This window comes from Lujinxingia litoralis (assembly GCF_003260125.1).
Lineage (GTDB): Bacteria > Myxococcota_A > Bradymonadia > Bradymonadales > Bradymonadaceae > Lujinxingia > Lujinxingia litoralis.
Map to the genome: position 1 here is coordinate 560,308 of NZ_QHKO01000002.1, position 19,355 is coordinate 579,662.

At 64.8% G+C, this 19,355-nt stretch carries 12 protein-coding genes; 9 read left to right on the plus strand and 3 right to left on the minus strand.

The features are described from left to right. Positions 1-7 precede the first annotated feature (7 nt). The gene (locus tag DL240_RS06895; RefSeq protein ID WP_111729127.1) at positions 8-2,392 is read right to left on the minus strand and encodes a transglycosylase SLT domain-containing protein; all 2,385 of its coding nucleotides are present in this window, start codon (positions 2,390-2,392) and stop codon (positions 8-10) included. Between the two features lie 326 nt (positions 2,393-2,718). Between DL240_RS06895 and malQ the strand changes: the two genes are divergently transcribed. From malQ to tmk, 6 genes are all read left to right on the plus strand, one after another. Continuing rightward, positions 2,719-4,236, plus strand: coding sequence for a 4-alpha-glucanotransferase (malQ, locus tag DL240_RS06900; protein ID WP_158542408.1), 1,518 nt, complete (start codon positions 2,719-2,721; stop codon positions 4,234-4,236). Between the two features lie 380 nt (positions 4,237-4,616). After that, entirely contained in the window at positions 4,617-5,024 is a 408-nt protein-coding gene (locus tag DL240_RS06905) for a secondary thiamine-phosphate synthase enzyme YjbQ (RefSeq protein ID WP_111729129.1), read from the plus strand. 40 nt (positions 5,025-5,064) lie between these two features. Continuing rightward, complete coding sequence (locus DL240_RS06910; protein WP_111729130.1) at positions 5,065-7,041, plus strand: DUF3943 domain-containing protein; 1,977 nt, start codon at positions 5,065-5,067, stop codon at positions 7,039-7,041. Between the two features lie 158 nt (positions 7,042-7,199). Beyond that, positions 7,200-8,171, plus strand: a complete 972-nt coding sequence (locus DL240_RS20220) for a hypothetical protein (RefSeq protein WP_199589760.1) — start codon at positions 7,200-7,202, stop codon at positions 8,169-8,171. Further along, on the plus strand, positions 8,164-8,958 hold the full coding sequence (locus tag DL240_RS06920; RefSeq protein WP_158542409.1) for an enoyl-CoA hydratase/isomerase family protein: 795 nt from the start codon (positions 8,164-8,166) through the stop codon (positions 8,956-8,958). Before DL240_RS20220 ends, DL240_RS06920 begins: the two co-directional genes overlap by 8 nt. Before the next feature lie 435 nt (positions 8,959-9,393). Further along, a complete protein-coding gene (gene tmk, locus DL240_RS06925; RefSeq protein ID WP_158542410.1) occupies positions 9,394-10,050 on the plus strand; it encodes a dTMP kinase in 657 nt (218 codons plus the stop codon). Between the two features lie 323 nt (positions 10,051-10,373). On the opposite strand, the gene DL240_RS06930 is transcribed toward tmk, so the two are convergent. Both DL240_RS06930 and DL240_RS06935 read right to left on the minus strand, forming a co-directional pair. Further along, a complete protein-coding gene (locus DL240_RS06930; protein ID WP_111729133.1) occupies positions 10,374-11,543 on the minus strand; it encodes a glycosyltransferase family 4 protein in 1,170 nt (389 codons plus the stop codon). A gap of 3 nt (positions 11,544-11,546) precedes the next feature. Continuing rightward, complete coding sequence (locus DL240_RS06935; RefSeq protein ID WP_111729134.1) at positions 11,547-12,740, minus strand: glycosyltransferase family 4 protein; 1,194 nt, start codon at positions 12,738-12,740, stop codon at positions 11,547-11,549. A gap of 106 nt (positions 12,741-12,846) precedes the next feature. On the opposite strand from DL240_RS06935, the gene DL240_RS06940 reads away from it, so the two are divergent. The 3 genes from DL240_RS06940 (at position 12,847) to DL240_RS06955 (ending at position 19,225) form a co-directional block, all read left to right on the plus strand. After that, positions 12,847-15,480 (plus strand): efflux RND transporter permease subunit, encoded by a 2,634-nt coding sequence (locus tag DL240_RS06940; RefSeq protein ID WP_158542411.1) that lies wholly within the window; start codon positions 12,847-12,849, stop codon positions 15,478-15,480. Between the two features lie 96 nt (positions 15,481-15,576). Beyond that, complete coding sequence (locus DL240_RS06945; RefSeq protein ID WP_111729136.1) at positions 15,577-16,677, plus strand: hypothetical protein; 1,101 nt, start codon at positions 15,577-15,579, stop codon at positions 16,675-16,677. Positions 16,678-16,900: 223 nt separating this feature from the next. Further along, positions 16,901-19,225: an EcsC family protein gene (locus DL240_RS06955; protein ID WP_158542412.1), complete on the plus strand. Its 2,325-nt coding sequence runs from the start codon at positions 16,901-16,903 to the stop codon at positions 19,223-19,225. Positions 19,226-19,355: the final 130 nt, after the last annotated feature.

Sequence of the window (19,355 nt, forward strand, 5' to 3'; positions counted from 1 at the left end):
GGTCAATTCAACGAAGGTTAAAGGAGAGCGCGGGTACGCGGGCCTCGGAGTAGAGGTAGCTGTAGATCCAGAAGCTCATGAGCACGCGTTTGGTGTAGTCGCGGGTTTGACCGAAGGGGATGTTTTCGACAAAGAGGTCGAGCTCCTCGTGGCCGAAGTTCTCCAGCCAGGTGGAGACGTTTCCAAAGCCGCCGTTATAGCCGGCGATGATGAGGGCGGGGTGGTTCTGGGTCTGGTCGGCGAGCTCGCGCATGTAGGCGGTGCCCAGGCGGATGTTGAGGGTGGGGTTGAAGAGAAGGTCGAAGGAGAAGTCGTGGAGGCCGTCTTTTTGCGCGATGCGCCGGGCGGTGGGCTCGATGAGCTGGAGGAGGCCGCGGGCGTTGGCCCAGCTCTCGATGCGGGGGTTAAAGCCGCTTTCTTCGCGCATGATGGCGTAGACGATGGCCGGGTTCAGGCCGCGCTCTTCGGCATAGCGGGTGAGGGCATCCTTGAAGGGTGTGGGATAGGCGATGGACCACATGCGGCGGGTGGTTTCGGAGGGGTAGGCGTCCATCCAGCCGTCGATGTGGCGTCGGGCCAGGTCGTGGGAGAGGGGGTAGGCGTGGGCGGCATCGAGGAGGGAGGCCAGAGCCCAGAGGGTGGGGTGGTCGGAGCGATGGCGTTTGCGCAGGGCGGTGAGCTCGTTTCTGGCGAGTTGGCTCAGGCCGAGGGCCAGCAGGTGGGAGCCTTTGAGAAAGCCCGGGTCGTCTTTGAGGGCGTCAGGCAGGGGCAGCGGGGCGGCGTCCTGACGGGGGGGGAGTGTGTCTGCGCAGGCCGGTCCCAGGGAGGTGCAGAGATCGGCCCGGGGGTGGTCGCCCCGGACTCTGGCGAGCTGGTTGAAGCTCAAGAGCGCGTAGTAGCTCATGGGGTGGGCTTGCGCGACCTGGAGCCAGGCGCGGGTGGCCTCGTCGGTGCGTCCGGCCTGGTGGAGGGCGCGGGCACGGAAGTAGTGCAGGCGGCCCCGGGTGTAGAGGTCGTCTTCGCCGGTGTCCTGGAGGTTATCGACGTGGTCGATGACGGACTGGAAGTCGTCTTTATCGAAGAACTCGCGCACGAGCAGCCAGTGCGCGTCTTTGGCCATGTCGCCCTCGGGGTAGCGTTGAAGCTGCGCGGTCAGGCGGGCGCGGGCCTCGTCGAGGCGATCTTCGGAGCGCAGGATGCGTCCGGCAAAGTACATGGCGTCATCGGCGTAGGAGTGGTCGGGGTGTTCCTCCCAGATGCGCTCAAAGAGGGAGAGGGCGCCCATGCGGTCGCCGGTGTTCCAGCGGGCGCGGCCGCCCAGGTAGAGCGCGCGCAGCTCCCACTCGGTGTCTTTGCACTGGTTGAGGATGCGCTCGTAGACGGGGATGGCGTCGGAGTGCTGGCGGAGCTTGGTGTGGGAGCGGCCGATCAGGTAGAGGGCCTCGCAGCGCTGGGAGGCGTCTTCGGGCCAGCGGGGGAGGGCGGCGTTGAGGTCGCGGATGACGCGCTCGCTCTGGTGGCGGTCGAAGCGAGCCTGAGCCAGGGCCAGGGCGCGTGCGGGGGAGGCGTCGTCGAGTTGGCGGCGCTGGGCCTGGGAGAGGTGGGCATCGAGGGCCTGAAGGCGCGCGGTGGCGCGGGTGGCCGCGTTGCTTAAGGGGTTGTGCTTGCGGATGGCCAGGTAGTGCTCGATGGCTTTTTGAGGTTCAGCGCGGGCCTCCAGCAGTCCGGCGAGCTCCTCACGTGCAGCCAGGGCGCCGGCGGTGCGGGGGTAGGACTTAATGTAGAGGGAGAGGACTTCGATGGCGCGTTCGCGATCTTCGGGCTGGTTGGCCTTCTGAAGGGCGCTGGCCAAAAGGCGTAGTGCGTCGGGGAAGAGGAGGCTCTCGGGGGGGACGGCCGCGGCCTGGAGGGTGGCGGTGTGTGCGTCATCGGCTTTGAGCGCCGCGCGGGCGTGGAGGAAGTGCACATAGTCGGCGAGCACTTCGAGGTCGTCGTCCAGGTTCTGAAGATGTTGGAGAGCGACGCGGGGATGGCCGGCCTCTAGAGCGACGTAGGCGGCCAGAAAGGTCATGCGGGGTTCGTCGGCCAGAAGTTCCTGGAGGCGGGGTTCCTGGAGCTTTCGGTGGGCGGAAGTCCAGTTGTCGCGCTCGACCTCTTCGATGACCGGAGCGAAAGGGGTTCCCGGGGCGACGGTGGGGATCTCGAGCGGTTCGGGTTCGCTGCCGGGGAAGCGCTCAATGACACGAAAGCGCGCGCTGTTGCCCGCCTCTCGCGGTGTGGACTGAGCGAGCCGGGTGGGCGGTGCCTCGCCGCGGGCGTGCTGGGCGTGGGCCTGGGGGAGCGCCAGGAGGCCTGTGGTCAGGAGGGTGAGCGCGGTGATGAGGCGGATCATGGGAGCTCGTAACTCGTAAAGAGGGGGCAACAGAGATCGTGTCAGCGCGTGGGGGGCGGAGCCGATATGAGGTCAACCATGCAGGGGAGGTGGTTTTGTTCCGCGGGTCCGGGCGCGTGCCGAGGCCGATGGGCAGGTGTGGCAGGACGCGAAGAGGGCTCAGGGTAAGGCAGGGTCAGGGGAGAGGAAAGAAAAGAGGGGGATGAGGTTTGCGATCGGGCCCGTGGGGACTAGCTTTGCGGGTCCGTGCTCCGGAAAAATGCAGAGTCATAGCGAGGTGCCGGGGGTAGGCTGGAATGGATGCGTGGGTGAATGAGGAGGGTGAGATGGGTTCGTGGGAGCGATCATCGGGGGTGTTGTTGCATCCGACGAGTTTGCCGGGGCCGGATGGGGTGGGCAGCCTGGGGCGTTATGCGCGTCGGTGGGTGGATCGGCTGGAGGAGGCCGGGCAGCGCTGGTGGCAGGTGTTGCCCTTGAACCCGCCGGGGCACGGGGGATCGCCTTATTCGGCAAGTTCGGCGTTTGCGGGCAATGCGATGCTGATCGATCTGGAGGCGTTGGTGGAGGCGGGGTGGCTGGCGTCGTCGGAGCTCAAGGTGTATCGGGCGCTGTGCGCGCGGGGGCAGTCGGAGCGCTTTGATGTGGATGTGATCGGGGAGGCCAAGGGGGAGCTTCTGGAGTTGGCGTATCGGGGCTGGCGAGGTGGCGGGGGCGAGTCGGGGGTGGGGTATCAGAAGTTTGTGCAGGGGGCGTCGGGGTGGTTGGAGGATTATGCGCTCTACACGGCGTTGAAGGAGCGTCATGAGGGGCGAAGCTGGCAGGCGTGGCCGGCGCCGCTGGTGCGGCGAGATCCGGAGGCGGTGGAGGAGGCGCAGCGCGGGCTTTCGGCGCGGATGGAGCGGGTGCGTTTTGAGCAGTGGGTGTTTTCGGAGCAGTGGAAGACGTTAAAGGCGTATGCGGCCGAGCGCGGGGTCTGTGTGTTGGGCGATGTGCCGATTTTTGTAGCGATGGACAGCGCGGAGGTCTGGGCGAGTCGCGACCTGTTTGAGCTGGGCGCCGATGGGGCTCCGGAGGCGGTGGCCGGGGTGCCGCCGGACTATTTTTCGGAGACCGGGCAGCGCTGGGGCAACCCGCTCTATGACTGGGGGCGGATGGCGGAGCGGGGGTACGACTGGTGGGTGGGGCGTGTGAGGCAGGTGATGACGATGGTGGATGCGCTGCGCATCGATCATTTTCGGGGGTTTGAGTCGTACTGGCGGATTCCGGCGGACGCGCCCACGGCGGTGGATGGACGGTGGGTCAAGGGGCCGGGAGGCGCGGTGTTTAAGGCGATCGAAGAGGCGCTGGGGGAGGTGCCGATGGTGGCCGAAGACCTGGGGATCATCACCGAAAAGGTTCGTGCGCTTCGCGACGAGCTGGGGCTGATGGGGATGCGGGTGATGCAGTTTGGGTTTGAGGGGGAGGAGGATCATCCCTTTTTGCCGCATACCTATCCGCGCCATTGCGCGGCGTATACCGGCACTCACGATAATGACACGACGCAGGGGTGGTATGAGAGTCTGGATGAGCTGGGGAAGCATGGTGTGCGTACGTACGTCTCGCATGCCGATGAGGGGATTGTGTGGGCGATGATCGAGATGTTGTGGGCGTCGAAAGCCGATCTGGTGGTGGTGCCGGTGCAGGATCTCTTTGAGCTCGGGAGTCAGGCGCGGATGAATGTGCCCGGAGTAGCCGAGGACAACTGGAACTGGCGGATGAGCGAGGCGATGCTGGAAGATGAGCCGGTCTATGAGCGGCTGGGGCGGTTGACGAGGGAGTGTCGGCGCCGGGGCAAGGGGAAGTAAGGTTCCGGGGTGACGAGTGAGCGAACGTGCTCGGGTGCCAGGCGAACGAACGTGAGTGGAGTGTCGGTGGCCGTGTGCTCGGGTGCCAGGTGATCGAACGTGAGTGGGGGGCAGGCGATCGGGTGTCGTGTGCTCGGGTGCCAGGCGAACGAACGTGAGTGGGAGGCAGACGATCGGGTGTCGTGTGCTCGGGTGCCAGGCGAACGAACGTGGATAGGTATGTCGGGCATCAGATGATCAGGGATGCGGGGATGTGGGATGTGGTGTAGGGGGGGGCATCTGGGCGCCTCGGGTGCCAGGTGATCGAACATGAGTGGAACGAACGAGTGCCGGGCGATCGTTTGGCGCGATGAATGGACGTTGAACTCAGTGGAGGCGTGATGATCGTACGATGGGTGCACGAGACGCAGGGGCAGGGGATGTATGAGATCACCGACGAGGTGGCGCGGGTGGTGGCCAGCTCGGGAATGGAGGAGGGGCTTTGCACGCTCTTTGTGCGGCATACCTCGGCGAGTTTGACGATTCAGGAGAACGCCGACCCTTCGGCACGCCGCGATCTGGAGCGGTGGCTGAAGCGGCTGGTGCCGGAAAATGATTCGCTTTACACGCATACGGCCGAGGGGCCCGATGATATGCCTTCGCATATTAAGGCGGCTCTGACGTCAACGAGTCTGGGAATCCCGATTGACGGGGGGCGTCTGGTGCTGGGGCGCTGGCAGGGGATCTTTTTGTGGGAGCATCGGGATGGCCCGATGCAGCGCGAGCTTGTGGTGCACGTAGGTGCGTAGGCCTGTCTCGTGACGAGACAGGTGGTAGTTGGAGTGTTGTATGGGCGCAGTGTGCGGTGAGGTAGGTGTGCGGTGGTTGAGCCGCGGAGGGCGCCTGAATAGATGGTGGATCGGGGTAGGGGTGATGCTGGCGATGCTGGCCCCCGGGAGTGCTTCGCAGGCCGAAGAGGGGCTGGTGGCGGAGCCGGCAGAACCCGGGGATATGGCGATCCGGGAGGGCGAGGCGGCGCCGGGTGCAGAAGGGACCCAGCTTTTTGTGTCGGTGCGGGATCGTCAGCGCGAGCCGGGGTGGGCGGCGCGCACCTGCGGGGCCCTGCAGACGAGTGTGGCCGCGGAGTGTCTGGCGTTGCCGCAACGACAGCTTATTAAGATGGATCGGGGGGTGAGGTTGGCGCGGCGTTCGGGGCGCTACCGCTATCACGTGCGTTTGGAACGTCTGGAAGACGGGGCGCTGAGTGTGGAGGTGTTGGACTGGGCCCTGTATGAGCGCGATGAGCCGGTGGTGTTTGAGGCGATGCGTCTGCCGGGGGAGGGTGGCGAGCTGGGATGGGTAGAGCGCACCCTGTACGACCATGTACTGCAGAGCCCGGTGGAGGAGCCCCGGGGAGCTTCGCCCCGTTACGGGCGAGCGACGCTGGAGGTTGGCGCGGCGCTGGGGGTTGGTACGGCCTGGTATTGGTTGAACACCGATATTAACGCGACGGATTGGGATTACACGCTGTCTACGCAGGTGGAACGCCATCGCAGCTTTGCAGGCTGGAGGATGGATTCCAACGAGATGTACCTGAACTCGCCGCTGCATCCGGTGGCGGGAGGCGTGTACTACACGCTGGCACGGGCCAATGACCTGCCGCTGTGGGAGTCGTTTGTGGCCGCGATGCTGGCGACACTGATCTGGGAGGTCGCGGTTGAGTATAAGGAGATCGTCAGTCTCAACGATCTGGTGTTGACCGGCGTGGCCGGGGTGCCGTTGGGGGAGGCATACTACCAGCTGGGGCATTATTTCAGGCGCAGTTCGGCGACGCCCGTCAATCGGGCGTTGGCCTGGGTGTTTGGGGCGCCCTCACAGTTTCATGACTGGGCTGATGGACGAGGTGTATCGCCTTCGGGAGAACTCGACGCGATGGGGTGGCCGAGTGATTCGTGGCGGCGGTTTCGGTTGCGCCTGGGGGCGGGAGCCGCCACGCCGCGGGCCCGCTGGGAGGGGGGAACGCCGGAGGGGGCGCGTCAGGATGTGCACCTGGAGGCGGGTTCGGAGCTGGTGTTTTTGCCGGGCTATCGGAGTGCCGGGCGGCAGTTCGGCTGGGAGGTGGGGACCCTGGCGACCCGGTTGCGAGGGGAGTTTGCCGGGGGGACGGCCGGAGTGCATCGATGGGGATTTGAGGGGGGCGTGGATCTGGCCGGGTGGTATGGGCAGTCGATGTTGCGTGGTGAAGATGGCGGGCGCGGGCTGGGCGCGTTTCTGGGCACCGGGATGGGGTTTCGTCACGAGGAGCATGTTTATGGAGACGAACTCGATCGTTTTGGGATGATGCATCTTCCCGGGGTTGTCGCCGAGCACTGGGGCGCGCGTGGGCGGGTGGGGTGGCGGCTGCGCTATGGGATCTCGCCGGATTTTTCGGCGATCGATTCGCGCGTGCTGCCGGAGTATGCGCCGGATGGCAACATGGAGGGACAACGCGGGTCGTTGGCCGAGGGTTACTATTTTGGGTGGGGACTGACTCAGGAGCTGGGCCTGGAGTTGGATATTGCCCGGGTCCATGTTCGGGCGGATTGGCGGCAGCATCGGGTCTGGTCGATTCAGGGCGTCGATCGGTTGCAGGAGTCGATCGAGGATGAGCTTGAACTCTACGACAGGGTTGATGTGGGGCGGTTGGAGCTGATGAGTTCGTGGCCTGTGGAGCGTGTGCGCCTGGGGACGGTGTTGGAGCGGCGTGGGCGCCTGGGGAGGATTGATGATCGGGAGCGTCGGGTGCAGGAGTGGCGGGGGATGTGGATGTTTGAGCTGGTGTACTAAGCGGGAGGAGGGTGCCAGGCGTTCGCACGTGTGAGGGAGCTGCCGCCGGGTGCCAGGCATTCGCACGTTTGAGGCGTCCGTTGTTCGACAGTCCCGGGTGGGGTGCTCAGGTTTAGAGCCGGGAAGATCCGCGACAACCTGGGGAGAAGGGGGAGACGATGGAGCGTCTGGGGGGACGGCTGCTACTCGTGTGGCTGGGGCTGATGTGGGCAAGTGCGAGCGGGTGGGGGTGCAGCACAAAGGCGCAGGCGGAGGAGGCGCAGAGCGGCCCCTACTGGGTGCAGTCGGTGCAGGTGCTGGAGGAGGTAAGCGGGGAGGTCGCGCAGCGACCGGGGTGGGTGCCGGAGGCGCAGCGGGTGGAGGAGTGGTGGTTGCGAGCGTTGCGCGAGAGCGAGCAGGGGTTAAGCGGACAGGGGGGAGTCAAGGGATTGAAGAGTCAGGTGCGCTACCAGGTGCGTCTGGCGCAGGCGTTGGAAGGGTCGGTGCTGGTGGTGCGGGTGGAGGGGCAAGCCGAGCCGGCGGTGAGCCGCGAGAGGGAAGAGGCGGTGTCGATGCGGGCGCAGCATGTGGTGCGGCATCCGCTGGTCAGTGATCGGCCGCCGGAGGCGTTGTTGGGAGCGCTGGGGCGTACGCTCTTGCGTCGGGGAGTTGAGGAGGTGATGGCGGGGTTAAGGGCACAGGCGCGGGTCTATCAGGCGTCGGCCGGCGAGCTTGGGAAGTGGTGCGCGGATGACGGAGCGGAGGCCAGTGCACGGCTACTGGCGGTGCAGCGTGTGGTGGCGGGGGCGGTGATGCAGGCCGAGGAGGCGTTGGCGGAGGCGGCGCGGGGAAGCGATGAGGAGGTGGCTTTTGCGGCGGCCGAGGCGTTATGGGAGCTGGAGTCGCGCGGGGCGGCGCGGGCCTTGACGGAGTTAGCCGAGCGGATGAGTCGGGAGCAGCGCTATGATGACTTGATCGGTCTGTTGCCCCGACTTGCGACATTGTCGACGCCCTGGGTGGCGGTGTATCTGGAGACGCTGGCCGAGGCGCATGATGTGGCCCGGGTTCGGGAGCAGGCCCGGCAGGCGTTGGAAGTTCGGCGAGAGCAGGTCCAGGCCGATGCGACGCCGAAGACGGGAGAGGATGGGTGACGAGGTGAGTTCGATGGTGGTGCGATGCGAGGAGCGGGCAGACGGTGCGGTGTGGTGGGTGGAGATCGCCCGCGAGGAGCGTTTGAACGCGGTCAATTTTGAGGTGATGGAGGCGTTGGAGACGCTGCTGGATCGGGCTGAGCGCTGTGCAACGTTGAGGGTTCTGGTGGTCGGCGGGTCTGGGCGGGCGTTTGCGTCGGGAGGGGATCTTCAGGCGTTCGCCGACCTTCGGACGCGTGAGGATGCCGAGGCGATGTCGGGACGGATGCGTCGGATTCTGGAGCGCCTGGAGGCGTTGGCGTGCTGGACCGTGGCCCGGGTCAATGGCGACGCCTACGGCGGCGGGGTGGAGTTGATGTTGGCCTTTGATCTGTGTGTGGTGGCGGCCGGGGCGCAGCTGGGGCTGACGCAGGGAAGGTTCGCGTTGACGCCGGGGTGGGGCGGGTTGACGAGGCTGGTTGAGAAGGTGGGGCGACATCGCGCGCTGCAGTGGTTGGGGCTGGCCGCGGTGGTCGGGGCTGAAGAGGCCCAGCGCTGCGGGCTGGTGGAGGAAGTCGTTCCGAATGAGGCGTTGGATGCGCGGGTGATGGCGTTGGCCGAGAGCTTTCTGGAGAGCGACCCGGCGGTATGGCGAGCGCTGAAGGTAGGGGCCGGGCGGGCGGCGCGTCAGGAGCGCGAGCGCGCGATGGCGGGAGAGTTCGAGGCGTTTTGCGATCTCTGGGCGGCGGAAGCGCACTGGGAGCGGGTGGAGCGCTTTATGGCGCGGAAGAAGAAAGAGCGAGTGTAAGGGGGGCGGGGAGCTTGATCGGGTGCCAGGCGAGCGAGCGGGGGGGATCGGGAGGCACTCGGAGGAGTTCTGGTGCCAGCCGAGCGAACTTTGTTCCGGTGCCGTGTTCCGGTGCCAGGTGAGCGAGCGGGGGGGAATCGGGAGGCACCGGGAGGAGTCCTAGGACCATGTTCGGTCGTGTGCTCCGGGGGCAGGTGCCTGGCGTTCGAGTATGGCGATGTGGTCACGCGGGAGTAGGAACGCAGCCGAGTTCTGGTGCCAGGCGAGCGAACCGTGTTCCGGTGCCAGGCAAGCGAACCGGGGCGCAGCGGAGAGAATCCAGGCGCAAATCTGGCTTCCAGGGGAGTTCCGTGGGATGGGTGGGAAGCCTGGTCCGGGTGCCAGGCGTTCGAACGCGCGTGAGTTGGTGTGGGTATGGCGAGCAAGGCGGAGAGGATGTTGCAGCAGGGTACACCTTTTGTGGTGCTGGAAGGGTTGGATGGCGCAGGGACGACGACGCAGAGTGCGGCGCTGGCCGCGCGGTTGCGGGCCGAGGGGTGGGAGGTTTCGACGAGTTGCGAACCTTCGGAGGGGCCGATCGGCACGCTGATCCGGCAGATGCTCACCGGTCGCGTGGTGGTGCCCGGTGAGGATGGGGCGCGTCCGGTGGGGCGAGAGACGTTGGCGCTGCTTTTTGCGGCGGACAGGCTCGATCATATCGAGGCGCAGATCGAGCCGGCACTACGGGCCGGGAAGGTCGCGATTTCGGATCGCTACTACCACTCCAGTCTGGTCTATCAGGGCGATATCGACGGGGAAGAGCGAGTCGACTACGGATGGGTGCGCGAGCTCAACTCAAGAGCGCGGGTGCCGGATGTGACGATTTTTCTGGAGGCGCCGGTGGAGCTGTGTATGTCACGGCTTTCGGGGCGTGGAAGTCGCGATCTCTATGAGACGCGCGAAAAGCTCGCACGCCTGGAGCGGCGCTACGATGAGGTGTTGACCATGCTTTCGGCTGAGGGGCAGCCGATTGTGCGGCTGGATGCGGGGCTGGAGCGGGAGGAGATCTCCGAGGCTATCTGGACAGTGGTGCAGTCGCATCTTCCCGGTTGAGGGGCGGAGATGAAGTCACTCCGTGCCTGATCGGTGGCCTGGCACCTGTGCGCAGATACGAACGGTAGCCTGGCACCTGTGCACATCGTTTGCGAAGCATGGTGTTGTACCAGGGTAGCGTCCGAACACCAGGCACCGGTTCAGGGGGACAACGGTGCGGATGTGTCTTCTCGGTTGAGGGGGCGGAGATGAAGTCACTCCGTGCCTGATCGGTGGTCTGGCACCCGTGTGCAGATACGAACGGTGGCCTGGAACCCGGGCGCATCGTTTGCGACGCGTAGTGTTGTGCCAGGGTAGCGTACGAACACCTGGCACCGGCTCAGTTACGCCGTGTGGGTTTGTGTCGCCATTGTCTTTTCATACACCCGCAGGGTTTCGTCGGCGGTTTTGTCCCAGCAAAACGTGCGGGCGCGGGCCAGGCTTCGTTCTCCGAGGTTTCTGGCGAGGGGAGGCGCGGTGAGCAGGCGCTGGAGCAGGCGAGCGAGATCGTCGGGGCTGTGGGGATGAAAAAGCAGCGCGGCCTCGCCGGCGATGGAACGCATGGGCTCCAGGTCGGAGACCAGGGTGGGGCGGCCCATGGCCATGGCCTCCAGGATGGGCAGGCCAAATCCTTCGACAAGTGAGGGAAAGACAAACGCGGTGGCGCGGCCCAGGAGGGCACGTAGCTGGTCGTCGTCGATCAGGCCGGTCAGGTGGATATGCTCGCTTACCTGGCTGGGGCCAATGTGTGCGGAGAGTCCCTCGCAGTCGCCGATGAGGACGAGCTGAGGCTGCGGGGTGTGGCGTGGCAGGCGGGCGAAGGCGTCGATGAGGGTGTGGAGATTTTTGTAGGGCTTGTGGTTGCCGATGGCCACAAAGAAGGGAGGGGCTTCGGGCTGACCGAGCCAGCGAAGTGGGCCGGTGATGGGGGGCGGAGCGTCGAAGAAGCGCGGGTCGACGCCGTGGTGGATCACGGGGACCGGGATCTGATGGCGGCCCAGAAGTTGATGGGCGCGTTCGGCGGTAGGGCGGCTGATGGCGATGACGGCGTCGCTGGCGCGCAGCGCGTGAGGGATGGCGGCCCGGGCAAAGGTCTGGATGGAACGAGCCTTGAGCCAGGTGGGCTGAGAGGCGTCCGGATGATCCAGCCAGACCAGGTCGTGGAGGGTGGTGACGATACGGGCCTGCGGCATCACCCGGTGGGCGTAGCGGGGCAAGATATGAAAGAGGCTGTGGTAGAGCTCGGGCTGGCCGAGCTGGCGTACAGCGTCTTCGAGGGCGCGATGGCCGATGAGGTGGTTTTTGAGGTTGTCGGGGGGGCACTCGCTGGTGACCTGGGGCAACGCGAGTTCGGGGTGCAGGGGCGCGGTATGCGAGGGGTGGCGCAGTAGCGTTAGCTCGTGACCGGCCTGGATTGCGCGCGGTGCCAGGTGAGCGATCAGGGCTCGAGCGTAGCGGCCTACACCGGTGGGGTTGGCGCTCAGGCAGCGGGCGTCGATGAGAATACGGGCCATCGGTCAGGCTCCCGGCGAGGGGGTGGGGTCGTGGTTCAGGCCGAGTACGCGGCGGTAGGCCGCGAGGGCCGAGGCGGCGCAGGCGCGCCAGGTGAAGGTTGCCGCTCGCTGGCGGCCTCGGTGGCTTAAATCCGTGGCGAGTTGAGGGTCGTCGCGGAGTTGGCGCAGGGCATTGGCGATGGCGTGTGTGTCATGGGGGTCGACCATCAGCGCGCCGCCCTGACAGACTTCGGCCGGCGCGCCCTGATTGGAGGTGATGACCGGCGCGCCACAGGCCATGGCCTCGAGTGCCGGCAGGCCGAATCCCTCGTAGAAGGAGGGAAAGAGGAAGGCCATCGCCGTGCTGTAAAGCGCGCGCAGCTCGTTGCTGGAGACGTAGCCAATGCGAATGACACGCGACCCCAGGCGAGGATCGGCCAGGAGCTGACCGAGCTCTTGATTTGAACTCTCGTCGAGGCGTCGCACCAGCACAAAGTAGATGGTCGGGTCGTCGGCAAAGGCTTCGATAAAGGCCCGCAGCGCCCCGGGGTGATTTTTGTATGGCGAGCCCTGGCCAACGACGAGGACAAAGCGAGAGCGGGGTGCCAGCCAGCGGCCCAGGAGAGGCCAGGCCTGTGGGGCGGGCATAGGGGAAAAGAAGGGATCGAGACCGTTGTAGGTCACGCTGACGCGGCTTTGCATCGCGGGGAAATGCTCTTCGATGGCCCGGCGCGAGGTGTGGGAGACGGTCAGGATGTGGTCGGCGCGGGCTACCGAGCGTGGAATAAAGGTTTGATAAAAGGTGCCGGTGACCAGCTTTCGCCACCACACGTCGGTGCAGTAGTCCGGGTTGAGCAGCCACATGATATCGTGGAGGGTGAAGAGCGCGGGCACCGGCAGCTGGCCGGGTAAGATGTTAAAGGGGGAGTGAAAGAGATCAACGTCGCGAAAGTCGATGGTGCGCGGCAGCAGCAGTCGTGTGGAAAATGAATTGGGGGCGGCGGCAAACGTCTGGCACCTGACCCGGGGGTGGTCGACCGGGACCGGGTTGTCAGGGTGGGTCAGCAGGCGCAGGCGCAAGCTCTCGTCGAGCTGGAGAAGCTCGAGGATGAGGTTGTATGTGTAGCGCCCGATACCGCTGTGGCGCCCGTTCAAGTAACGGGCATCCAGCATAATGCAGGCATCGGTGGGGGCGGAAGATGTGGTTTTTTGGGTCATGGTGCGATACTCCGGGAGCACTCATAGCACGAAGCCTGTTAAGGGCAAGGCGGCCGTGAGGCGTCGGCGGGTGAGCGCGTTGGAGACGATGGTTGGAGAGGCAATAATGAGCAGCAGGGCAGTGAAGTTGGCCGAGCGGTACATGCGCGGGGTGGTGGGGCGATGGCCGGGCTGGCTGGTGTTGATGAGTCTGGTGCTCACGCTTGTGTCGCTGACGCTTATTGCCACGCGCTGGAACATCAACAGCGACTTTCGGGCGCTGCTGCCGAGCAGCTCGGAGGCCGCCCAGGCCATGGAAGAGGTCGGTCAGCGGGTGGGCTCGGGATCGTCACTGTTTGTGGTCATTGATTCGCCGGATAAAGAGGCCAACCTGGCCTTTGCCGAGGTCTATGCCGAGCGTCTGCGCGAGCTGCCGCAGATTGCGTTGGCTCATTACCACAACGACAAGGCTTTTTTTGAGCAGCATCGCCTTCTTTATATGGAGGTGGAAGATCTGGAGGAGCTGCACCGGCAGATCAAGCGCCGGATTCGGGAGGAGAAACGCGCGCAGAACCCGCTCTTTGTGCCCCTGGGCAAGCCGCGAGAGCGCGATGATAAGTTGATTGATACCTCGGAGATCGAGGCGCGCTACGAAGATCTGGCCCATCAGAGCTACAAAGAGTACCTGATGGCCGACGATGGCTACTCGTTGACCATCGTGGTGCGTTTTGTGGAGACCTCGACCGATCTGGCGGCGACCAACCAGTTGCTTGATCAGGTGCGGGGCCTGGGGCAGGAACTCGATCCGGGGAGTTATCATCCGGATATGAAGCTGGAGTACGGGGGCGGGCTGGTATCGCGTCAGGCAGAGTATACCTCGATTGTGGGGGATATTCAGACCTCGGCGCTCTTTACCATGCTGGGGCTATTTCTGGTGATTGCGCTCTATTTCCGCCGGATCAGGGCGGTGTTTTTGGTGCTGGGGCCGCTGGTTATGGGGGTGCTCTGGACGCTAGCTTTTGCCTTTGTGGTGCATGGTGAATTGACCACGGTGACGGTGTTCATCTTTGCGATCTTGCTGGGGCTGGGGATCGACTTTTCGATCCATCTGCTCAACGGTTACGACCGGGCGCGGGCGCAGGGGTTGGCGCCGGTCGATGCGCTCTGGGCGTGCTATAATTCGGTGGGGCGGGCGACGGTGATGGGGGCGACGACGACCTTTGCCACCTTTGTGGTGCTCTCTTTTGCTCAGTTTCGGGGGCTGAGTCAGTTTGGCCAGGTCGCCGCGGTGGGGGTCTTGATGACGGTGCTGGCGATGGTGGTGACGATGCCGGCGCTGATTTTGACGCTGCAGCGTTGGTGGCCCCATGAGCCCGGGGAGGTCAAGGGCGAGCGCCTCATCGAGAAAGCGGTGCGTCAAGGCAAGATCTTGCGCTACTCGCCGTGGGCGTTGGGGCTGGCCGGAGTGGTGACGGTGTGGGCCGTGACGCAGATCCCCGAGGTGAGGTTTGAGGAGAATTTCCGCCGGGTGGGACAGGTGATCAAGCCCTGGGAGCGTGGCGAGGCGACGCCGCAAGAGGTGGCCGATCGCGAGGCGCGGGCGAAGGGACGTCAGCAGGCGCGGCGAGTGGCGCAGCGGGCGCTGGAGGTGCGCGAGGAGATTGCGCCGCAGACCTATGTGGCCGATCGCGAGCAGTTGAGCACCGGGGCCAAGTACACCAGCGCGCTCAAGGGGCAGCAGTCCTCCACACCGACGTTGTTGCTGCTGGATGACGCCGAGGATACTCGCCGCCTCTACGCACATATGGAGGCGCAGCAAGCCGAGGGGGAGCTTGATACGGTGAGTTCGGTGGCGTCGATTTATGCGTTTATGCCGGGGAGCGCCCGGGAGCAGGCTGAGCGCCTGGAAGTGATCGAGGCGATGCGAGCCACCCTTGATGAGGATCTGAGCTTTTTGAGCGCGTCTCAGCGAGAGCGCATCGATGAGATGCGCGAGAGCCTGGAGGTGGACGCGATTACGATCCACGATCTTCCGGAGTGGACCAAGAGGTTGTTTCGGGAGGCCGGGCCGCAGGCGCGGGAGCCTGCCGCGGGCGAAGCGTTTGCGTTTGAGTACCTGATCTACGTCAATGAACGCATCGATCATATGGTCGGGGAGCAGGCGCGACGCTTTCTTGGCGAGGTGGAGGAGGCCACCGACCTGGAGGGGATCGATGTGAGGGTGGCCAGCCAGTCGTATATTTATACGGCGATGCTCGATGAGATTAAGGAGGACGGGGCCCGGATGTTGGGGATCGCGCTGGTGATCGTGTTTGTGATCCTGTCGTTCTTTTTTGGCAGCGCGCTGCGTTCTGCGATCGCGCTCAGCGCGCTGGGTGTGGGGGCGGTGTGGATGTTTGGATTTTGCGGGTGGTTTGGCATTAAGCTCGACTTCTTTAATGTGGTGATCTTACCGGTAGTCATCGGCATCGGGGTGGATGATGGGGTGCATTTCTATCATCACTACCTGGAGGAGGGACGAGGGAGGTTGCCGGAGGTGATCGATCATGTGGGCTCGGCGATCGGGATGACGACGGTGACCTCGATCATCGGGTTTGGCGGGCTGGCGATCACCAATTACGCCGGGCTGCAGTCGCTGGGGTATCTGGCGATTGTGGGGATCGGGGCAGCGTTTTTAGCTACGGTGCTGGTGTTGCCGCCCTTTTTGTGGCTGGCCGAGCGTCGTGGATGGGAGCGGGTGCTGGGGCGCGCGCGCGATTGAATGTCCGGTGGTCAGGCGGCGTCGTAGATCTGGGGTCGGCGCTGTCGGCCAACTGTTGAATATAACCCGCGCCACGATGTGGCCTGAGGAGCGAGGATGGGACAGAGACAAGCGTATGCCGGGGTGGTGACGATGCTGGCCGTGTGGGCGATGAGTGCGGTGCCGGCGACGGCTCAGGCTCAGCTGCAGGGGTGGAGCGAGGGGTCGGCAGCGCGTCAGGTCTCGATGCGGGAGTTGATTCCGCGGATGAGTTCGGGGCAGGCCTATTCGGAGCGTTACGGGTTTTCGGTGGATCTGGAGGGAGGGGGGCATATCGGGATGGATTTTACGATCTCGAATCTAGGGATCCGCAGCGGCTACGGGGCGGCGCAGGTGCGGGTGAGGCTGCCCGGTCAGGAGCGCTATGAGTATGGCGAGCGGGTGGGGCGGGGCGATTGGACGACGGCCAGTGATCGTTTTGCGCTGGATATCGCCAGGACGCAGGTCGAGGCCCAGGGAGCGGATAGTTTCGTGCTGCGCCATGATGGCGATGTGAAGGTCGAGTTGACCTTTCGCAACACGATGCCGATGTGGCGCCCGGGCACCGGTCAGATCCGTCAGGGGGAGGATTATTACCGTTTTACGCTGATTTCCCCGCGGGCCAATGTGGAGGGGCGAGTGCAGATCGACGGGACCTGGCATGAGGTGCGGGCGGAGCGCGCGGGCTATGCCGATCATGTGGCAACCAATGTGGCCCCCTACGATCTTGCCAAACGGTTCTCGCGTTTTCGCGACTACAACGACGATGTGTTTGTGATCTGGCGTGAGATCGAGTTGACCGAGCAGTTCGGCGGTCGGACGCTAACCTGGGCGATGGTGGGGGTGGGCGATCGCATTGTGTTCAGCGATGCGGCGGCGACGCTGCGTCCGGGCAATGTGAATGCGGACAGTGAGACTGGCTACCAGGTGCCTCAGGCGGTGCAGATCGAGGGGGAGAGCGGTCAGGGGCAGATGCGTTTTGTGATGCGAGGCGATCGGGTCAAGAAAAAGGATCTGCTGGCGAGTTACGGGCGGGCAGCCCGGCTGGTGGCCTCGGCGTTGAGCAAGCCCTGGGAGTACACCGTGCATGGTGACTACGCGCTGGAGGTGGAAGTGGGCGGGCGTACGGTACGGAAGCGCGGGCGGGCGCATTACACGGTGGATTTTGTGAATCCCTGAGCGAGGCGTCGGGGTGCCAGGCGATCGAGCCGGGCGTCCTGGTCAACACGGCGCAGGATCGTAGGTTTGCGGGGACAGGCCGGCGAGGGTGTCGGAAGAGAAAGACGTACAAGTGATGCGCTCAGGGGCGAACAATCCTGCGTGGCGATGTGTTAGTTAAGCATGGCGCGCGAGGGCGTCTGAGAGCGAGGACGGAAAGCACTTCAGCGATGGGGTTGGCCAGATGAGCCCGGTGTTTGTGAGGCCTGAGAGCGAGGAGTTGGCGGAGGCGGGGGCTGTGGAGGTGGGGCTCAGTGGGGCGCCAGAAGATGTCGAGGCGTTGGCATTGGCGGAGGTCGCCGCTGAGCTTCCGCTGGATGACTTTAAGGCCTTGTGGCAGGTGCTGGGGCGGCTCCCGGTGGATGAGATTTTGGAGGTGGTTGCCGAGCAGCTCTCGGATGCGCCGGATCGTCGGCGTGAGGTGCTCACGGCCTGGATGGCGCAGACGCTGGGGTATTCGCGGGTGTGGCGCCGGCAGAAGACCCTGGTATCGGAGCCACTCTGGGATGTGTTATCGGCCCGGGGCTACGCCGAGTTGAGTGCGCGTGGAGAGGAAGCCCTGGCGATGATCGGGCGGTCGATGAGTCCGCATCGCACGTATTTGCATCCGATGGCGGCTCTGGCGACGCTGGCGATCTGGCGTCATAGCAAGAGCGAGGCGTTGGTGGAGGAGTCTCGTCAGCGATTGCTGGGGCGCGCGCTGCCCGATGAGTTGGCCTGGCTGTATGAAGTTGTGGTGATTTTTGAGCGCGATGAGCGCCGTACTCGTGCGGGAAAAGATGAGGTGGAGGGGCGCGGGTTGATGGAGCTGGTCGAGCTGTGTGTGGAGGGCTCGTACTGGGAGTTGAGCGCGTTGCTCAGCGCGTTGATGGTACTTCGGCTCCGGGGGCGGCGCTTTTCTCCGACGGTGGAGAATCTGGTCCGGGCGTGTGACGAGGCCGCCGAGGTGCATCCTCAGGAGCATGCGAAGTGGTTACAGGTGATGGCGGATGCGACGATCGCCGGGCAGCTTAGTTTTGCCTGGCTGGAGCGTCCGATGCAGGCGGCGGTGCGCCTGAGTCTGGAGACGCCGGAGCGTCAGCAGCGGTTACGCGATTATCTGTCTCGGCGGGCGTTTGATGCGGATTACGGGCGTCTGGAGACGCTTTATGAGAGTTGGCTTTCGAGTCTGTGGCGGGAAACAGGGCGTGCGGAGACGTGGCTTTTAGAGGAAGTGCGTCGCACGGCGGAGTATCATCCGGCGCGAGCGCAGCGCTTGCTGGAGCTTGTGGTAGCGCGTCGGGGCCGGCGTCGGCGAGGGGTGGGGTCCCGGGCGTATCGTGTGCGGCTGGCGGTGGAAGAGCTGGGATTGGGGGAGCACCTGGATCGCTTTGAGGAGGAGCTGATCGGGCTTTATGTGCGCAATCTGGCGTTAGAGAGCCATGCCGCGCAGCTGGTGCGTCGGGCCGGGGACCGGGTTGACTGGGAGGTGAATCCCTATGCCGAGGCCGAGGACCTGTCGATGTATCTGGTGGTCAGCGATTATGAGCGGGCGTTTGATCAGCTGACGTGCAAGTTTGATGGGGTGACGATGTCGCATGCTGATAAGCATGCGGCCGCCCGGGTGAAGTATTTTGTCCAGCGTCGTCTGGACCCGAATCGTGTCCATCGCCTGGTGCAGCGGGTGTTTACGCCGGTGGAGTGGCTGGGGAGCGGGCTCAGTGAGATTGGAATTGTGCGCCAGGCTGTTGAGCGGGGGATGGAGCGGTTTGAGGCGCATGTGGCATCGCAGGATTTGAGGGCGGAGGTGCTTGAGGAATTTGGCGATGCCGGGGTTGAGGTTGAGAATTTCGAGGCGATCGCCGAACTGCCGGTGGAGCGCATTTTCGGGTTGTTGCGTCGGCGACGTCAGCGTCGCCTGTTGTTGGGGGCGGTGGCCGGTGGCGTGTTCGGTGGGCTGGCACCCTTTAGTTGGGGAGTGTTGTCGTTGGCCGATGTGCCGGTGCTGCTGACGATTACGGCGGATATATCCAGTCGTTTTTGTTGGTACTTTGGGTTTGATCCGCGTGAGCACCGTGATCTGCCGATGGAGATTCTGGCGGTGGCGCTGGGGGGCAGTCGTCCCTCGGCGGTGGAGCCGATGTTGGTGCGTCAGAACCTCAACGAGTACGTGTTGCGCAAGTCCGTGATGGTGGGGGCGGTGGCGCACGGTGGGCTGACCCAGTTGGCGGGGCGAGGTCTGGCCCAGGTTGTGGAGCGGCAGTTGGGGCAGAAGGCTGCGCGTCAGGCCGGCGATCTGGCGCGGCGTGCGGTAACGCGCAATCTGCAGCGCCGCGCGGTGGAAGCGGTGCCCTCGAAAACGCTTCCGGTGGTGGGGGCGCTGCTGGGGGCGTCATTAAACGCGGCGCTGATCTACGATCTGGTGGAGGCGGCACAGGCGGTACTTACCGACCGCTTTCTGGAGCGCAAGTATCCGGAGTGGTTGCGGCAGATCGGGCTTGAGGAGTCGTCGGAGAGCCTGGCCGGTTGAGACAGCTGGAAAGGGGGGAGTGGGGCGGAGGACGGTGGAGGATCGCAGGGTGTTGTTGCGCTCTGGTGCCAGGCGACCGAACCTGTGCAGGGCCCGGCGATGTGGTGAGAATGGTCAGACCGGCGGGATT

Bases quoted from the DNA above. Each gene is read 5' to 3' on its own strand.
- tmk (WP_158542410.1), top strand. From the start codon at position 9,394: ATGTTGCAGCAGGGTACACCTTTTGTGGTGCTGGAAGGGTTGGATGGC.
- DL240_RS06905 (WP_111729129.1), top strand. From the start codon at position 4,617: ATGATCGTACGATGGGTGCACGAGACGCAGGGGCAGGGGATGTATGAG.
- DL240_RS06930 (WP_111729133.1), bottom strand. From the start codon at position 11,543: ATGGCCCGTATTCTCATCGACGCCCGCTGCCTGAGCGCCAACCCCACC.
- DL240_RS06955 (WP_158542412.1), top strand. From the start codon at position 16,901: ATGAGCCCGGTGTTTGTGAGGCCTGAGAGCGAGGAGTTGGCGGAGGCG.
- DL240_RS20220 (WP_199589760.1), top strand. From the start codon at position 7,200: ATGGAGCGTCTGGGGGGACGGCTGCTACTCGTGTGGCTGGGGCTGATG.
- DL240_RS06940 (WP_158542411.1), top strand. From the start codon at position 12,847: ATGAGCAGCAGGGCAGTGAAGTTGGCCGAGCGGTACATGCGCGGGGTG.
- DL240_RS06935 (WP_111729134.1), bottom strand. From the start codon at position 12,740: ATGACCCAAAAAACCACATCTTCCGCCCCCACCGATGCCTGCATTATG.
- malQ (WP_158542408.1), top strand. From the start codon at position 2,719: ATGGGTTCGTGGGAGCGATCATCGGGGGTGTTGTTGCATCCGACGAGT.
- DL240_RS06910 (WP_111729130.1), top strand. From the start codon at position 5,065: ATGGGCGCAGTGTGCGGTGAGGTAGGTGTGCGGTGGTTGAGCCGCGGA.
- DL240_RS06945 (WP_111729136.1), top strand. From the start codon at position 15,577: ATGGGACAGAGACAAGCGTATGCCGGGGTGGTGACGATGCTGGCCGTG.
- DL240_RS06895 (WP_111729127.1), bottom strand. From the start codon at position 2,392: ATGATCCGCCTCATCACCGCGCTCACCCTCCTGACCACAGGCCTCCTG.
- DL240_RS06920 (WP_158542409.1), top strand. From the start codon at position 8,164: ATGGGTGACGAGGTGAGTTCGATGGTGGTGCGATGCGAGGAGCGGGCA.